A 16,060-nucleotide genomic window follows, 5' to 3' on the forward strand; every position below is an offset into this window, starting at 1 on the left:
GGCTCAAAAGTGTGATTTGCTTTGTATTCGTCGTGAGCTTACAGAGTAAATCACATAATCGGACCTAAAGGTGTGATTTACTCTGTATGCAATAATGTAATACCGTGATAATCGCTCACAGAATTCTATCGGATAGACCTTGTAGAATATAAGGCAATATGACTTCACAACAGGATAAAAAGAATAAGCGCAACGCAAAGCCGACCAGACACGCGGTGATCATGCGTGGCGTTGTCGCGCCGATTTTCGGCCTTCTTGCGGTGTTGTTCATCGTCTTGGGAACCTTGAACATGACCGTTTGGAAGCCGGCGCGTGAGGTCAGTGCGACTACCTCGGTTTCCGGAACCCGTTATGTCGTCACTGATTCCGGGATGTTGAATCTACTCGCCAAATCCGTCGATGTAGAAGTGAGCACTCACGGCGACCGGGCAAAAGCCGCATCCCGCTCCGATAAAACGAAGACAGCAAAATCTAGCGCGCGGACCTGTGTGGCCTTGGGCAATGCCAAAGACGCCGCCGGCTGGCTGGCCGGTCAGCAATATGTACGAGTGACCGGGCTGGATGGCTGGAAAGCGCTTTCCACCAAAACCGATACAGGGTCCAGGATCGACACCTCGAAAGGCGGCGATGAGGTCGCTTTCAAGGATTCGGATATGTGGACGAGCGTGAAGTGCGGAGACTCTGCCATCAAGCTGAACCTCAATGATGTGAGAAGCGATCAGGTGATGGTCGTGGACATGGGCGCGATGCCCAAGAAATCGGCGAAACCGAGTGCCATCATCACCATGCATTGGGTGCGCGATCAGGTGCCCAATCATGCGCTTCCGTTCTTCGTCGCGGCCGGCGTGTGCGTGGTGCTGACCATATTGTCTGCTTCTATTTTTGCGATTATGGCCAACGAATCGTTCAAGCGCAAGCGTGCGAAGCGTCGTGAGGAGCGGGAGAAGGCGAAGGCCGAGGAAGTCTCGATTTACGAGGCCATGACCGGAAGCATCGCTGTGCTTCGGACGAGTCTGACGCACTCGAGTCATAACCATCGTCCCTCTCATAAGATTCGTCCTTCCGACATTGGGGCTTCGGACGAGGCGTCGAGGGCCGAAGGCGGCGCGGACGCTGCGTCGGGTGAGGGGTCATTGTTATCTGGTACTTCGGAAAACGGACTTTCGGCGCCCAGTATCATCGATCCGACCAGACGCAATCTCGTCGCCGATATGCAGATGAAGAACGATGCCGGTGCAAACGACGATACCGATGGAAACGACGACAGCACGGATAACGCTGCCGCCGCCGATGCCGACGGTAACGACGACAAAACGGAAACCGCTCGACTTCAGAGTTCTGAACCTGAGCGTTCCGGTGAGGGCGAAACGGTTGCAGGTACGGACTCTGAACACTTGGCTGAGGGTGCGAAAGCAGTCGATAGTGATGAAAAGAATCACGGCGTGAAACGGTCCGGGCGCCATTGCGGCAAACCGGAACAGGAAACCGAATCGGATGCCGCCGCGACCTCGGCCCATGTAGGAAGGCACGCGCGGCATACCACAGCAAGCCATGTCGACGATAGTAGTGCCGGTAATCTCAATAATGGCAACAATACTGATGGCCGCAAGAAAGAGACCACTGACTTTAGAGATGCCAACGTATCCGTGTCTCTTCAACAGTCGGCAGGAAACGCCGGCTCTGATAATGCTGAACACTCTGATGCCCGCAATGGCGAAGGCCGCACGGCCTCAAGTGCCGATGAGCTGATTGACGAAGGCCACGCGCAAGCCGAAACCACGGTGATTTCAATGAGTGACCTGCGTGCGTATTTCGCCCGTCTCTCTTCGGAAACGTCGGAAACGTCGAACGGCGAGGCCGACGCCGCCAACGCTACGTCGAAGCAAACCAGTGAAACGCCGACCGTGAATGAGGACGAAAAGAACGTATGAGTACGAAGAAACTGTTGAAAACATTGACGGCGGTGGCGCTCGCTGCAGCCACACTGGTCGGGGCGGCCGCGTGCGGCGAGAAAACCCCGCAACCGCAAGGGGCCGAATCGTCGACCCAGACTCCGGATATCACCGAAGCCCAGGAAAAAGCGATACGCAAGTCGATCCTGGACGTTCTTGACGCTTCGGACAACGCCAAAAAACCGGACGGACTGTCGGCACGCGTCACCGGGCCGGCCCAACAGGTGCGTACCAGCGAACTGTCGATAGCCCAAGCAACTGGTTCGCTCGATCCCAAGGCCACCATTCCCAAAGACATCGCGCAGACGATTATTCCCACCCAGTCGGGTTGGCCGCGTTCGGTGTTCTCGATCACCACCACCACAAAGGACCAGCAGTCCAAGCGTCTTCTGGTGATGACTCAGCAGGGCCCTCGAAGCAATTACAAACTGTGGGGTGTCGTACGACTGTTCCAAGGGGCGAAGCTTCCGGAATTCGCCATTCCTTCAATCGGTGCCAGTTTGGGTTCGCCGGATGATTCCGGATTGTCGATGACCCCGCAACAGGCGGTGGATGAGTATGCGGACGTTTTGACGCACGGGCAGCAGAGCAAGTTCGCGGCGAGATTCAGCAACGATTATTTCCGCCAAGATCTTGACAAACTTTCCGCAACGGTCCAGCAGGGCATGGAACGCAACCATGGCACGCAGACCCAGACGTTCACACCGGTCAAAAACGAAATCGCGGTGATGCGTTCCAGCGAGGGCGGCGACCTGGTGGTCTCGCAGATCAATTCGGAATGGACCCGTATCGCCGGCGAAGGCCGCGAATCGCAGCCGGCCAGCGACGCCGAGCGCGCGTTGTTCGGTCAGGGCAAGGCCACCGGAACGATGAAGGTGACGTATGTCAACGTCTTGGCCTTCTACGTGCCGCCGGCCAAGTCAGGCAAAAAGGTGGTCGCGGTAGGTGCCGAACGTCAGCCGATCAAGGTCGAAGCGCTCTAGATCATCGGCCCCGGTCCGCCATCAGACAAAGCGGTGTCCTGCGGGGCGGGCGGCAGGTAGATTAGATGGTGTTTATACGCGTATCGGATAGATAGTGACCCCTGTGTCGAGCCGACGCAGCGAGAAAGAAGGCACTTTTGGCAGCAGCAAACAATTCAGGGACGAATCCGGGCATTTCATTGGCGGGTGCGGTTGATTTGAGTTCGATCAAGCATCAGGTGCAGGCCGAGCCGGGTCAGGCCGGCGGTGCGCCGAGCGCAGGTGGCTATGTCATCGACGTCACCGAATCCACGTTCCAAGCGGTTCTGCAGACCTCCGCCACCTATCCGGTGGTGCTGTTGCTGTGGATTCCCACTGACGACCGCCTGTTCGCGATGGCCAAAAAACTCGGGGATACCATCAATGGGATGAAAGGGCAGCTGCAGCTGGCCCGTATCGATATCAACGCGGAACCTGGTATCGCCCAGGCCTTCCAGATCAAGGGCGCGCCTGCATTGTTCGCGCTTATCGGAGGCCGGCCCATGCCGATTCTCGAGGGGCTGCCGAGCGACGAGGAATTGAGCCAGATCAGCGACACCTTGCTGCCGCAGATCGTGCAGTTGGCCCAACAGGCCGGAGTCACCGGCACCGCGCCGTATTCCGGCGATCCGGATGCCGATGCTGCTGCCGGTGAGGGAGCGGATGCGGCCGAGCAGGTGCCGCCGGAGCATCAGCAGGCCCACCAGCTCGCGGCCGACGGCGACTATGCCGGTGCCGCCGAGGCTTATGCTCAAGTACTTGAAGCGAATCCGAACGATACCCTGGCCGCCCGCGAACGTTCCAAGGCATTGCTGCTGGCGCGTTCCGGCAGCGCGGATGTGCGCGTGGTCCGCGCCGCCGCGGCCGAGCATCCCGACGATGTCGACGCCCAGCTTGCCGTCGCCGATATCGACATGATCGGCGGCCAGATCGAGGACGCGTTCTCGCGCCTGCTTGATTTTCTCGCGGCCGGTCACAAGGCCGATTTGGAGCCGGTGCGCAAGCGCCTGCTCGAGTACTTCGCCATTCCCGCGCCGGACGACCCGCGCTTGAAGGCCGCTCGCCGCCGCCTGTCCACGTTGATGTACTAATTATTCGTGCCGATTGCGGTCGTAAATGCCTCAGCGGTCGTCTATTCGTGCCGATTGCGGCCGTAGATCTGCTCAAAATGCGGGCCCTGCTTGGCCAGTTCTTGCTCGAAGTCCTCGCTCCAGGTCGCAAACGGCCTGCCGGCGAGCCCGTCGTTGGAGAACCGCGCCTGATCGGTGATTTCGGTGACGCAGAAATCAGGGATGATGAGGTTGGTGACCGGCCGCGAACGTTTGGCCTCGGCCACCACCAGCGGCGCGTTCAATCCGCCGAAGACGTCGATGTCCCAGCCGTCCTCGCCGATCCAGGCCGCAAAGCGGTTTTTGATGATGACCTCGCCGCCGCGTTTGATCAGCTCAGCGGCGATGTTGGCATCGATCTCGCGCTCCGCCTCGTAGCGCGTGCCGCCCACAGACGGGCCCTTGATGGCCACCGACGCCTCGGAGAAATCGTCACGATATTGGTCGAGCACCGCCATCGCATCGGTGTCGGCGTCCATCTCGATGCGGTTTTTCCGGCTCAACAGACGCACGCGCAGCGCGTAGTTGTCGGAGTGCACGTAGTAGCTCTGCACAATCAGTGTCGGCGCGCTGCCGTCGTCCAGTTCCGCAGGCATGGTTCGGCAGAAGAACCGCCGGTCGAATTCGAAGTCGTTCATTTCAGGAGCCATATATCAAGTCTAGACGGATGCCACGCCGTTTGGTCGGCTGCGGTGCTATGCTGAAACCTGTTGTTTGGGTCCGTAGCTCAGCTGGATAGAGCGTTCGCCTCCGGAGCGAAAGGTCGCGGGTTCGAATCCCGTTGGGCCCACAAAATTGCCGATGACTTACTGGCTGCGGTCTGCCTGCGGTCTGTCTGCGGTTATTGTGCGCAAATCGATGGTTCCAGCTTTTGATCAAGTTCGCTGAAGAACAGCTTGATGTCCTTTTTGTTCTTATGAATCTGGGTGAGCGGCGCGCGCTTCGTCTTGGAACGCACCAACGCGCTCACGCTCGATCCGCCTTCGGCCTCGTCCACGGTCGCCACGAGGTCTTCGCCCCACGCGAACGCGGTGACGCCGGTGGTGAAGATGCACGCCTGCTTCTCGTCGTTGCGGGCTTTCAACGTGAAGGTTTTGCTGCCGCGTAGCAAATTGAGCATAACGTTGTAGGTCTCTTCGGGCTTCGTTGCGTATGTGTGGCGTTCCGCTTTGATTCCGCCATTCAGAATTCCCATGATTCCTTCTTCTTGGAGGGTTGGTTGGATATCACGATCATGATATCTCTCGATTATGAAGAGCAAATCGAGGCTTTTGCGAACGTTCAAGAGTTTTAAGTATAAGTAAAACTATCACAAAAATTAAGAAAAGTTTTCAGTATACTTTAAACTTTTTGCTTCGCTATGCCTTTCAAGATATATCATGAACAGGCAAAATGTCTTGCTTTGATTCTCTCTATCTGATAAATTGTAGGAGAAGCGCTTTGTTGATGGTGGTAAACATCGTGCGAACGCTTCGCAAAGTGGGATTTTCCGTCGTGATGCTTTATACCGTTGTCGATGGCGGCCACGCAGGAAGGCATCTAGTCCAGGGAATGGGCGAATCGGCTTGGAAGCCGTTATTCCCGTAGGCCTGTTCATGGGCAGGTCGCCTAACGGAGGGCGTAATATAAACGATTCCACAATGCGAACCGGGGAGTGTCATGGCTCCCCGGTTTTACACTTTTCTGATGCGAGGGAGCATGATGGGAGCAGACAGAGTCAAGAATCTATCTGACGCTGTTGAACGGTTACGCCCCATTGCCCAGGCTTATAATGATTTTTTTCTAAACCGTCATTATATATTCGAATTTGCTAACACTTCGATTGATGTGCATTGGCTGAAACATCATTTTATGCATTTAACAGGTTTGCGTTGTGATGTGCCCTTACAAATGCGAAACAGCTATAGACGTCGTCATTTGCAAGTCCCCTCCGGATCTGAAATATTTTATGATTTTTTATTAAGGAATAGTTTCGGAAAGCCGGAAATCAAAGCTGGTCATAATTTGGAAATCATCAATTTGAAATTAGCGGCGCTTGAACAACTGATCCGGATGCCAGAAAGCGTTGAATATATAGCTGAATCCGGTAATAGTAAATATGATTTTTTTTTAGGTGCCGAAAATTGGTGCTTAGGTGTTACTTGTACCGATGAACCATCAATTGATTCAGATGCGAAAGTTCATGCACCAAGAACAGCGCAAGCAAGGTCGGTTCTTTCTACAAATATAACGAAAACCGGTACGAAGCCGATTCCTATTATTGATACCAGGATTATTCCTCGATTGAATGAGAACTGATATTGGAGGTTATATTTATAACACAATTAGCCGGTTGAAAAACCGCGATATTATAGACTTGGGCCCCAGCTATTTTGGCTGGGGCCCAGTTGGTTCACTCGACACGCTAGACTGAGGTGCATGAATCCTGAAGCGTTGAGTGAACTTATTTCTGATATTGCACATGGGCTGGTTGCGGCCGGCCAGGCCGGCGAGCTGAGTGACGAGCTGGTGCCGCCGGTCGAGAAGCTGGCTGTGATGCGGCCGAAGGACCGCGCCCATGGCGACTGGTCGTCGAACGTGGCGATGCAGCTGGCCAAGAAGGCTGGTATGAAGCCGCGCGACCTGGCCGAGGCGTTCGCCGCCAGGCTGCGTGACGCCGACGGCATCGACTCCGTTGAGGTGGCCGGTCCTGGGTTTATCAACATCACCCTTGATTCGGCTTCCGCGGCTGCGGTGGTCTCGCAGATTCTGGACCAGGCCGTCGACGTCGATCCCGTCGATAAGGGCGTCGAGGTCTGGAAGGGCAAGGATAGCGATACCACCACTTCTACCGCGAAAACCGTACATTCCACCAAGTTCGGCCTGAACGACCACTTGGCTGGCAAGACCCTGAACCTCGAATTCGTCTCCGCGAACCCGACCGGCCCAATTCACATCGGCGGCGTGCGCTGGGCGGCGACCGGCGACTCCATGGCCCGCGTGCTCGAGGCCAACGGCGCCAAGGTCGTGCGCGAATACTACTTCAACGACCACGGCGAGCAGATTAACCGCTTCGCCAAATCCCTCGTCGCCGCGGCCCACGGCGAGGAGACCCCGGCCGACGGCTACAAGGGCACGTATATCAACGAGATCGCCGACCGCGTCATCGCCGAAGCAAAGGCCGACGACGTGGATGTGCTTGCCCTGCCCCGCGTCGACGGTGGCAAGGACAAGGACGGTAACCCGCTGGGTGAGGGCGATTCTGAGCAGCGCGAGGAATTCCGCAAGCGCGCGGTGCCGATGATGTTCGCCGAGATCCAGCAGTCTATGAAGGATTTCCGCGTCAATTATGATGTCTGGTTCCACGAGAACAGTCTTTATCAGGACGGTGCCGTCGAGAAGGCCATCGCCTGGCTGCGCGACCACGGCGACATCTACGAAAAGGACGGGGCCACCTGGTTCGCCTCGACCAAGCACGGCGACGACAAGGACCGCGTCATCATCAAGTCCAACGGCGAGTACGCCTACTTCGCCGCCGACATCGCCTACTATTACGACAAGCGCCACCGCGAGGTCAACCCCGCCGACGTGGCCATCTACATGCTCGGTGCCGACCACCACGGCTATATCGGCCGCATGATGGCGATGTGCGCCGCGTTCGGCGACAAACCCGACGTCAATATGCAGATCCTCATCGGTCAGATGGTCAACGTGATGAAGGACGGCAAGGCCGTGCGCATGTCCAAGCGCGCCGGCAACGTCGTCACCATCGACGACCTTGTGGAGGCCGTGGGCGTGGATGCAGCGCGCTATTCGCTGGCCCGAACCGACTACAACACCAGCGTCGACATCGATCTCGACGTGCTCGCCTCGCACACCAACGAGAACCCGGTGTATTACGTACAGTATGCGCACGCGCGCAGCTGCAACGTCGACCGCAACGCGCAAGCCGCGAAGATTGACACCAACGCCGCCGACCTGTCGCTGCTCGACACTCCTGCCGACGGCGAGGTACTGGGCTCGCTGGCCCAGTGGCCGTCCGTCGTCACCGACGCCGGCGACCTGCGCGCCCCGCACAAGATCGCGCACTACCTCGAGTCGCTCGCCGGCACGTACCACAAGTGGTACAACCTCGAGCGCGTGGTGCCGATGGATCTGACCGGCTTGGATGAGCGCAAGATGGACGAGGCCGAGCGCGTCGCCAAGTGCCCGGAACCGGCCCGTGCCGCCGCACGCTTGCAGTTGAACGACGCGGTCCAGCGCGTGATCGCCTCCGGCCTGGCGATGCTCGGCGTCACCGCCCCCGACAAGATGTAGTACTGATTGGCGTTAAATCGGCCACGTTTTCCATTGTGGAATGACGTGGCCGATTTCTTTATGCGGTATTTATCATTGTTTGCACGCGGATCGGCGATAGGGAAGAACAAAGGAGAGAATATGGCCGACGAAACCATCAAATTCACGGACGAAAAATGTTTCACACAGGCGCAGGTCGAGCGTCTTTTCCTTTCCGTCGACTGGGTTTCCGGAAAGTACCCGGAACGTTTGTACAAGGCCTTGATGGGTTCTTCCACGGTCTTTTCGGCGTGGGACGGCGATCGGCTTGCCGGGCTGGTGCGCGTTTTGGATGACGGGGCGATGATGGCCTATATGCATTACGTTCTGGTCGATCCCGAATATCAGGGCAGAGGCATTGCCGGTCATATGGTTGAAATGGTCAAGCAACGTTACTTCGATTACTTCTACATCGAAGTCATGCCGGAGGAAAGCAAAAACGCGGCGTTCTATCAAAAACACGGGTTCGAAATCATGCAAGATGGCGTAGCCATGCAGATTTGCAATGGATGAGTGGGCTTGCCGTTGGTTCTGCCAAGTGCACAGGATATTGCGATTTTGGACTAATCTCTGTGCGAGCTCAATAGGTAAATCGCTGTGTTGAGATGATTCCACCATTTTCACCGCGATTCGCTATCGTTAGGTAGAGCTTCAAACCAGCGACAGACGAAGAAAAAGGGGACGAACGATATGGGTATCACTCCGATTTGGCCGGAAGCGACAGCATTCAATAGTGACGGCGAACTGACTTTCCACGGGCACAGCGCCGCTTCATTGCTCGACGAGTTCGGATCGCCGCTCTATCTGATCGACACCGACGAGGTGCGAACTCGCGCAGAAAAGTTCGTGTGTGCCGCCGCCGACGCGTTCAACACCTCGACCACCCACGTCAGCTTCGCGGGCAAGGCGTTCCTCTCCAAGGAGGTCGTGCGCATCGTCACGCAGGCCGGCATGTCCGTCGACACCTGCTCGATGGGGGAGATCAAAATCGCGCTCGCCGCCGGCGTCCCCGGGCGCCGTCTCGTGCTGCACGGCAACAACAAATCCGACGAGGAGATCGAGCTGGCCGTTCGTGAAGGATTCTCGAAGATCGTCGTCGACTCGGCCGACGAGCCCGCACGCATCGCCGCCATCGCGCATCGGTTGGGCAAACGCGCCCGCGTCATGCTGCGCGTTACCTCCGGCATCCACGCCGGTGGCCACGAATACATCTCCACCGCCCACGAAGACCAGAAATTCGGCGTGCCGCTGCTGCCGGCCGGTGTCGGCCCGGAAGTGCTCGATATCTTGGGCTCGCTCGGCGATGTGAACGCCGGTAATAGTAATACCGATGATTCCACCGCGAATGCCGACGGTTCTGTTTCGCAGAGCCACGTAGGCTCGGTCGCCGCCGACGCGGTCGCAGCCGCAGCCAACGATCCCGCAAACGGCAGCGGTCGTAAGCTCGATTACTCCATCAAATATCCCTACGACATGAGCCGCGTCAAAGTCTCCGATGCTGACCGCGAACTGGCCGAAGCCATGAACGCTGTGGCGGACGGGCCGGCGCTCGCGGTGCTCAAAGACATCTACTCCCGTCAGGACGATCTCGAGCTGGTCGGCATCCATTCGCATATCGGCTCCCAGATTCACGACGCCAACGCCTTCATCGAAGCCGCGCGACGCATGATGCTCTTACGCAAGACCTTCTACGCCACCGATGCCTACACCCTGCCCGAGGTCGATTTGGGCGGCGGCTATTCCGTGGCCTACACCGACGCCGAGGATTCCATGGACATCGACGCCGAGCTCGGGCGCCTGGCGCAGGCTGTCACCTCGATCAACAAGGCGCTGGGCATGCCGGCTCCGGTCATCTCCTTCGAGCCCGGCCGCTGGATTGTCGCTCCCGCAGGTGTCACGCTCTACCGCGTCGGTACCATCAAGCGCGTCATGCTGCCAAAGGGCACGAAAGACGCAGCCGGCAATCCCATCGCCGAACGCACCTACGTTTCGGTCGACGGCGGTATGAGCGACAACATCCGCCCGGCGCTCTACGGGGCGGATTACACGGCCCTGCTCGCCAACCGCGATGGTGGCGGCGAACGCGACGAAAACGGCAATCTCAAGGATTCCATGCTCGCCCGAGTGGTCGGCATGCACTGCGAATCCGGTGACATCCTCGTGCACGAATGCCGCCTGCCCCGCAGCCTCAAACGTGGCGATATCCTCGCCATCCCGGTCACCGGTGCCTACGGCCGCACGATGGCCAGCAACTACAACCAGGCGCTGATTCCCGCCGTGGCGGCCGTCAGCGGCAAAGATGCGCATCTCATGCTCCGCCGCCAGACCATCGACGACCTGCTTTCTCTTGATGTCAGCTGACCCAGCTGCCATAGGCTGAATGCAACAGTCCGAAACGAAATTATTCGTTTTGTGTCGCTTTTTTACTTGCTTACTGGTGCCAGCTAAGTAAAAAGCGACTTTTAGGGTGGCTAAGTTGACTTTTTACTTGCTTAACGTCAGCAAGCAAGTAAAAAGCGACATCTAACAAGTTGCAATGATATCGGCGATATTCGAGTGTAGCGTGGCGACGAGGTTATGGGGACAGACTCCTGTCGGATTCATTTTCTAGGATTGATAAGTCTAGGCATGTTTGATGCAGTATAAGCGGTTGAGTGGGAGAGTGGTATGGGCCAGGTGAACAGTTCGGCGCAACGGCGCGCTCAGGATGAAGACGGTCAGATGGAAGTGTTGCCCAAAGGCATTCACGACAGCTCGACCCCGATACGCGTGGGGTTGCTTGGTGTGGGCACCGTCGGCTCGCAGGTCGCCAGAATCCTGAACGAGCAAAAGGAAGAACTCCAGCAACGCATCGGCCAGCCACTCGAAATTACCGGCATCGCCTGCCGCAATCCCGAAAAGGTCGCCTTCCCCTGGATCGACAAAACGCTGCTCACCACCGACACCAAATACGTCGCCACCCACAGCGACATCCTGGTCGAGCTCATCGGCGGCCTCGAGCCTGCCCGGTCGCTGGTCTTGAAGGCCCTTGAAAGCGGCGCATCGGTGGTCACCGCGAACAAGGCGCTGCTGGCGAAATACGGTCCGGAAATCTACCGCACCGCAGAGGAAGACGGCGTCGATATCTACTTCGAGGCTGCGGTGGGCGGCGCGATCCCGCTGGTCCGTCCCTTGCGTGAATCGTTGGTCGGCGACAAGGTCACCAGCGTTCTGGGCATTCTCAACGGCACGACCAATTACATTCTTGACGAAATGACCACCAAAGGCCTCGATTTCGAGGTGGCGCTGAAGGACGCGCAGGCCAAGGGCTACGCCGAGGCCGATCCGACCGGCGACGTCGAGGGCGAGGACGCCGCGAACAAGGCGGCCATCGTGGCCTCGCTGGCGTTCCATACCCCGGTGAGCATCGATGACGTCACGACGGAGGGCATCACCAACATCACTGCCGACGACATCGCGTTGGCGCAGGCCGAGCACAAGGTCATCAAGCTGCTCGCCGTTGTGGTCAATGGTGAGCATGGCGTTTCCGCGCGTGTCTATCCGGCGCTTATCCCCGACAACCACCCGCTTGCCAGCGTTCACGGCAGCTACAATGCCGCATTCGTACACGCGCAGGCGGCCGACGATCTGATGTTCTACGGCCGTGGCGCAGGCGGCGCTCCTACCGCTTCGGCGGTTATGGGCGATATCGTCACCGTCGCCCGCCATATCGTCCAAGGCGGCACCGGTCCGCAGATTTCGATGTACCAAAACCTGCCCAAGGCTCCGTTGAGCACTTCGCGCGCCGCGTTCGCCGTCCGTTTCCGCATCTGCGACCGCCCAGGTATCCTCGCCGCGATTTCCAAGACGTTTGCCGACCACAACGTCTCCATCAACGGCATCAACCAGGATCTGAAGCCGACCCCGCACGACCCCGGCTATTCGGGTGAGCAGCAGACCCTGCGCGTGGTGACGCATCAATGCAACGAGACCAAGTTGCGCGAAACGGTCGAGGATGTTTGCAAGTTCGATTTCGTGATTGGCGAGCCCTCGATCTTGCGCGAGATGTGAGCGGATTCGCCGTTGAGCAACCATGACCAAGTGAGGGGAACAATATGGCGGGGATGATGCCGAAAGTCAAGCAGGTCAAGGTGCGGGTGCCCGCCACGAGCGCGAATCTCGGTTCAGGTTTCGATGCTGTCGGTTTGGCGCTGGATTATCACGACGAGCTCACTTTTACTATCAATGAAGATGAATTGGGCGATAACCAAACAGGCAATCAAAGCAGCCATGGTAATCAAGGCAAGTCAGACGGCTTTTCAAACACTGCTGCCAAGGTGATCATTCACGGCGAAGGCGAGGACACGTTGCCCCGCGACGAAACCCATCTGGTCGTTTCGGCTTTCCGCCGCGCGTGCGAGGCGTTCGGCCTGCGTCGCTTCGGGTTTGCTTTAGAGGCGTATAACAACATTCCGCAGGCCCGTGGCATGGGTTCGTCGGCCGAGGCCATCGTCGCCGGCATCGCGGCTGCGGCCGCTTTCGCACAGGGTGACGCCGACTTCAACCGAGAGACGATTTTCCAGATGGCCGCCTCGATGGAAGGTCATCCCGATAACGTGGCTCCTGCGGTCTACGGCGGGCTCACGGTTTCATGGAATTTCAAGACGGCGGAAGGCGTGGGATCCGTAGGTATTCCCGGCGGCGAGCCTCTGCGTGCCGGGTTTCATACCGTCAACTACCCGGTGTCGAAAGCCATGACCGCCGCCGTCTTCGTCCCGGATTTCGAGCTTTCCACGCAAAAGGCGCGCGAGGCCCTGCCGCAGAAGTTGCCGTACGCCGACGCGGTGTTCAACGTTTCCCGCGTTGCGCTGCTCCCCGCCGCCATGAATCCGACAAGTCTTGTCAACGATTCCGCTGGCCAATCGCCAAGTGTCGCCCCATCCGTTCATGATGCCGGCGATGATCTCGTCGATGATTCCGCCATCGCCTCGCGTTCCAACGCCCTGCTGTTTGCCGCGACGCAAGACAGGCTTCATCAACCCTATCGCAAATCCCTAATGCAACCTTCCTGGAAGCTGATCGAGACATTGCGCGCGAAAGGTTACGCTGCAGCGGTCTCCGGCGCCGGCCCGTGTGTGCTGGTGCTTCACTACGGCGATGCCGCCGCGCAAATCGACAGCATCGCCGCCGCCGAACTGTCAAGCGGCCACTGGCGCGTCCTGCACCTTCCCGTCAGCCCCCAAGGCGTCGAGGTCGATCCAGTTTATTACGCCGGCGATGCCGAAGCGATGAAACGAATTATTGATAATGCTTGAGTTCTGGGTATTTTTGGCAAATTCATCAAGGATGTGAAACGTCTTCAAAAAATGCTAGTATATCCGTAATGGAGTCGTTTATACCGACAAAAGACTCCAATATCGTATATAAGGTGGTTATTATGGCTCACACAGCAGCACAGCAGACGCGTATTCAGGTGCGCACGGACAAGACGTTGAAGGAGCAGGCCGTCAAGGTATTCGCAGGTATGGGCATTGATTTGAGTGCTGCCATCAACATGTTTCTTTCGCAGGCCGTCAAGGAAGGTGGCATGCCTTTCCGCCCGATGTCGCTGACGCCGTTGGAAAAGGCGGTGCGTAAGGCCGAGAACAGCGGATTTGTTTACGCCGGGGATGCCGATGCCGCCCAAAGGATGATTGAAGATGTATGAGATCTCCCTTTCCAAGGAGTTTCTGCGTGATGCTAAGCGCCTGAAACGGAAACATTACGAAATGGGTAGGCTGTATGAGGTCTTTCACGTTCTTGCGCAGGGAGATACCGATACATTGCGTCGCAGATATCGTGATCACCAGCTCAAAGGGAATCTTCGACAGTACCGCGAGTTGCACATTGCCACCGACTGGCTGCTGATTTATCGTATCGATGGTACCGAGCTTCTCATTACGATGATGCGTACTGGGAGTCACGACGAGTTGTTATAGCGTTTTTAACAGGCTAGGTAACCTCCACGAGGACGAGTAGCATGAAGGAACCGATTCTTTTGGGTTTCCGCAACTTTGGAGTGTTATGTCGATTCCGCTGATTCTTGCCTCGCAGTCGCCTTCGCGGCGCAATGTGCTCAATGCCGCCGGCATTTCTCCGATTATTCACGTCTCGCATGTCGATGAACCCGCTGCGGTGGCCGCCGAGGCAAAGGCACGGGGGGTTGCGGTCGACGACCTCAGTTGCGAGCAGCGCGTGATGATATTGGCGCAGGCCAAGGCGCGCAGCGTCTATCAGGCCTATCTTCAGGTCGCCGAAGCCGCCCGAAACGCCGATGGCGAGCAGGTGACCGCTTTCCCGCTGCACACCGAGAGCGCTGCGGACGCCGGGTCGGGCAACGCAAGTGTCGGCAACGGTTCCGTCGCAGGTGACGGCAGCGCGGGTGCGGGCAACGGCAACACCGATCAATACGGCGAGAAGGTTTATGATCATCATTCGACCTTGACCCGAGATTTCTCTGGTGTCGAGGTGCCCACCGAGGCCGAACCGATGGAGCGGGCCCTGGCCGAGTATCCGGGATTTGCCGACGCCAAGGTCGGTCCGCTGATCATCGGCTGCGATTCCATGTTCCTTTTCGAGGGCGTCGCGTTGGGCAAACCGCATACGCCGGAGGTTGCGCGGGAACGGCTGAGCGCGATGCGCGGCAAGTCGGGGGAGTTGTGGACCGGCCATTGCCTCATCGATTTCGCCACCGGCCGGCAGAAGCTTGAATCCAGCCATGCCGTGGTGCGGTTCGGCGATTATTCCGACCGTGACATCGAAGCGTATATCGCGTCCGGCGAACCGTTGGAAGTGGCGGGATGCTTTACACTGGAAGGTCTCGGCGGAGCGTTCATCGCCGGCGTCGACGGTGACCCGAGCGGCGTGCTCGGCCTGAGTCTGCCGTTGCTGCGCCGCATGGTCGGCGACATGGGCGTGGCGTGGCCCGATCTGTGGAACGCCGGTCTCGGCAAGGTCGCCGCGACGAAGCTCAGTGTACGAGCTGCGTTGAATGCTGCGAACGACATGGCAGATGGTGCAGATTCGCCTTCAGCCACCAATACAAATTGTAATACCAATGGTAAGTCGTTGTCGACAAAAACCAAGGCCGAAGTTGCTGCGGCAAAGGCGAAAGCAGATGCCGAAGCGCAGGCCGCGTCGATCGTGCCTCCCAAAGACAACGTTCACCAGCCCGGCGACGGCTGGGTGCAGTGCGCCTGCGGCCGTCGTCACTGGGGTCTGAACGGCGCCGCCGGCGTGTTGCTCGCCCGCCGCAGCGAGGAGACCGGCGAGGTGACGGACGTGGTGATGCAGCACCGTGCGATGTGGAGCGCGGAAGGCGGCACATGGGGCATTCCCGGCGGGGCGCTCGCGGACGGCGAAAGCCCGATCGAGGGTGCGTTGCGCGAGAGCTACGAGGAAGCCAATATCACCCCGGAGGACATTGAGGTGGTCGGCACGCATCGCGAGGAGCATGGCCCTTGGGCCTACACCACGGTTTTCGCCTTCGAGAAGCCGGGGTGCAGGGTCAGCCCGCATCCCAACGACGACGAGAGCATGGAGATTGCGTGGATTCCGGTTTCGGAGGTGCCCAACCGCAAGCTGCTGACCGCCATGAACGCGGATTGGCCGCATTTCGTCGAGCGCTTGGGCGATTTGGCGCGCGAATATCGGCATATGTGATTTG

At 58.2% G+C, this 16,060-nt stretch carries 14 protein-coding genes and 1 tRNA gene; 13 read left to right on the plus strand and 2 right to left on the minus strand.

Translation table 11 applies throughout. The features are described from left to right. Positions 1–158 precede the first annotated feature (158 nt). The 3 genes from OZX75_RS08315 to OZX75_RS08325 all read left to right on the plus strand — a co-directional run bounded on the left by OZX75_RS08315 (position 159) and on the right by OZX75_RS08325 (position 4,044). Positions 159–1,931, plus strand: a complete 1,773-nt coding sequence (locus OZX75_RS08315; RefSeq protein WP_277146169.1) for a hypothetical protein — start codon at positions 159–161, stop codon at positions 1,929–1,931. Further along, positions 1,928–2,935, plus strand: coding sequence for a DUF8094 domain-containing protein (locus OZX75_RS08320; protein ID WP_277146170.1), 1,008 nt, complete (start codon positions 1,928–1,930; stop codon positions 2,933–2,935). The genes OZX75_RS08315 and OZX75_RS08320 overlap by 4 nt, the downstream gene beginning before the upstream one ends. Positions 2,936–3,072: 137 nt before the next feature. Then, positions 3,073–4,044 carry a co-chaperone YbbN gene (locus tag OZX75_RS08325; RefSeq protein ID WP_277146171.1) on the plus strand — a complete coding sequence of 324 codons (972 nt, stop codon included), beginning with the start codon at positions 3,073–3,075 and terminating at the stop codon, positions 4,042–4,044. Between the two features lie 41 nt (positions 4,045–4,085). Here the strand turns inward: OZX75_RS08325 and OZX75_RS08330 are convergent, their stop codons facing one another. Continuing rightward, complete coding sequence (locus OZX75_RS08330) at positions 4,086–4,712, minus strand: CYTH domain-containing protein (protein ID WP_277146172.1); 627 nt, start codon at positions 4,710–4,712, stop codon at positions 4,086–4,088. 66 nt (positions 4,713–4,778) lie between these two features. Between OZX75_RS08330 and OZX75_RS08335 the strand changes: the two genes are divergently transcribed. Continuing rightward, positions 4,779–4,852: transfer RNA gene (locus OZX75_RS08335), tRNA-Arg, on the plus strand. 51 nt (positions 4,853–4,903) lie between these two features. Here OZX75_RS08335 and OZX75_RS08340 read toward each other — a convergent pair. Continuing rightward, positions 4,904–5,257, minus strand: coding sequence for a hypothetical protein (locus OZX75_RS08340; protein ID WP_277146173.1), 354 nt, complete (start codon positions 5,255–5,257; stop codon positions 4,904–4,906). A 503-nt stretch (positions 5,258–5,760) separates the two neighbouring features. On the opposite strand from OZX75_RS08340, the gene OZX75_RS08345 reads away from it, so the two are divergent. The 9 genes from OZX75_RS08345 (at position 5,761) to OZX75_RS08385 (ending at position 16,056) form a co-directional block, all read left to right on the plus strand. Beyond that, positions 5,761–6,360, plus strand: a complete 600-nt coding sequence (locus OZX75_RS08345; RefSeq protein WP_277146174.1) for a PBECR4 domain-containing protein — start codon at positions 5,761–5,763, stop codon at positions 6,358–6,360. 120 nt (positions 6,361–6,480) lie between these two features. Beyond that, entirely contained in the window at positions 6,481–8,358 is a 1,878-nt protein-coding gene (gene argS, locus OZX75_RS08350) for an arginine--tRNA ligase (RefSeq protein WP_277146175.1), read from the plus strand. 120 nt (positions 8,359–8,478) lie between these two features. Beyond that, positions 8,479–8,889 (plus strand): GNAT family N-acetyltransferase, encoded by a 411-nt coding sequence (locus OZX75_RS08355; RefSeq protein ID WP_277147521.1) that lies wholly within the window; start codon positions 8,479–8,481, stop codon positions 8,887–8,889. A gap of 177 nt (positions 8,890–9,066) precedes the next feature. Further along, the gene (locus OZX75_RS08360) at positions 9,067–10,737 is read left to right on the plus strand and encodes a diaminopimelate decarboxylase family protein (protein ID WP_277146176.1); all 1,671 of its coding nucleotides are present in this window, start codon (positions 9,067–9,069) and stop codon (positions 10,735–10,737) included. A 360-nt stretch (positions 10,738–11,097) separates the two neighbouring features. Beyond that, entirely contained in the window at positions 11,098–12,426 is a 1,329-nt protein-coding gene (locus OZX75_RS08365) for a homoserine dehydrogenase (RefSeq protein ID WP_277147523.1), read from the plus strand. 53 nt (positions 12,427–12,479) lie between these two features. Continuing rightward, the gene (locus OZX75_RS08370) at positions 12,480–13,670 is read left to right on the plus strand and encodes a homoserine kinase (RefSeq protein ID WP_277147525.1); all 1,191 of its coding nucleotides are present in this window, start codon (positions 12,480–12,482) and stop codon (positions 13,668–13,670) included. Positions 13,671–13,792: 122 nt separating this feature from the next. After that, a complete protein-coding gene (locus OZX75_RS08375; protein ID WP_277146177.1) occupies positions 13,793–14,062 on the plus strand; it encodes a type II toxin-antitoxin system RelB/DinJ family antitoxin in 270 nt (89 codons plus the stop codon). Further along, the gene (locus OZX75_RS08380; protein WP_277146178.1) at positions 14,055–14,333 is read left to right on the plus strand and encodes a type II toxin-antitoxin system RelE/ParE family toxin; all 279 of its coding nucleotides are present in this window, start codon (positions 14,055–14,057) and stop codon (positions 14,331–14,333) included. Before OZX75_RS08375 ends, OZX75_RS08380 begins: the two co-directional genes overlap by 8 nt. Before the next feature lie 85 nt (positions 14,334–14,418). Continuing rightward, the gene (locus OZX75_RS08385; RefSeq protein WP_277146179.1) at positions 14,419–16,056 is read left to right on the plus strand and encodes a Maf family protein; all 1,638 of its coding nucleotides are present in this window, start codon (positions 14,419–14,421) and stop codon (positions 16,054–16,056) included. Positions 16,057–16,060 lie beyond the last annotated feature (4 nt).

Source organism: Bifidobacterium sp. ESL0800, from assembly GCF_029395355.1.
In the GTDB taxonomy this organism is placed as follows: domain Bacteria; phylum Actinomycetota; class Actinomycetes; order Actinomycetales; family Bifidobacteriaceae; genus Bifidobacterium.

Coding starts and splice junctions, on each gene's coding strand:
- OZX75_RS08315 (WP_277146169.1), top strand. CDS start 159: ATGACTTCACAACAGGATAAAAAGAATAAGCGCAACGCAAAGCCGACC.
- OZX75_RS08320 (WP_277146170.1), top strand. CDS start 1,928: ATGAGTACGAAGAAACTGTTGAAAACATTGACGGCGGTGGCGCTCGCT.
- OZX75_RS08330 (WP_277146172.1), bottom strand. CDS start 4,712: ATGGCTCCTGAAATGAACGACTTCGAATTCGACCGGCGGTTCTTCTGC.
- OZX75_RS08340 (WP_277146173.1), bottom strand. CDS start 5,257: ATGGGAATTCTGAATGGCGGAATCAAAGCGGAACGCCACACATACGCA.
- OZX75_RS08345 (WP_277146174.1), top strand. CDS start 5,761: ATGATGGGAGCAGACAGAGTCAAGAATCTATCTGACGCTGTTGAACGG.
- argS (WP_277146175.1), top strand. CDS start 6,481: ATGAATCCTGAAGCGTTGAGTGAACTTATTTCTGATATTGCACATGGG.
- OZX75_RS08355 (WP_277147521.1), top strand. CDS start 8,479: ATGGCCGACGAAACCATCAAATTCACGGACGAAAAATGTTTCACACAG.
- OZX75_RS08360 (WP_277146176.1), top strand. CDS start 9,067: ATGGGTATCACTCCGATTTGGCCGGAAGCGACAGCATTCAATAGTGAC.
- OZX75_RS08365 (WP_277147523.1), top strand. CDS start 11,098: ATGGAAGTGTTGCCCAAAGGCATTCACGACAGCTCGACCCCGATACGC.
- OZX75_RS08370 (WP_277147525.1), top strand. CDS start 12,480: ATGATGCCGAAAGTCAAGCAGGTCAAGGTGCGGGTGCCCGCCACGAGC.
- OZX75_RS08375 (WP_277146177.1), top strand. CDS start 13,793: ATGGCTCACACAGCAGCACAGCAGACGCGTATTCAGGTGCGCACGGAC.
- OZX75_RS08380 (WP_277146178.1), top strand. CDS start 14,055: ATGTATGAGATCTCCCTTTCCAAGGAGTTTCTGCGTGATGCTAAGCGC.
- OZX75_RS08385 (WP_277146179.1), top strand. CDS start 14,419: ATGTCGATTCCGCTGATTCTTGCCTCGCAGTCGCCTTCGCGGCGCAAT.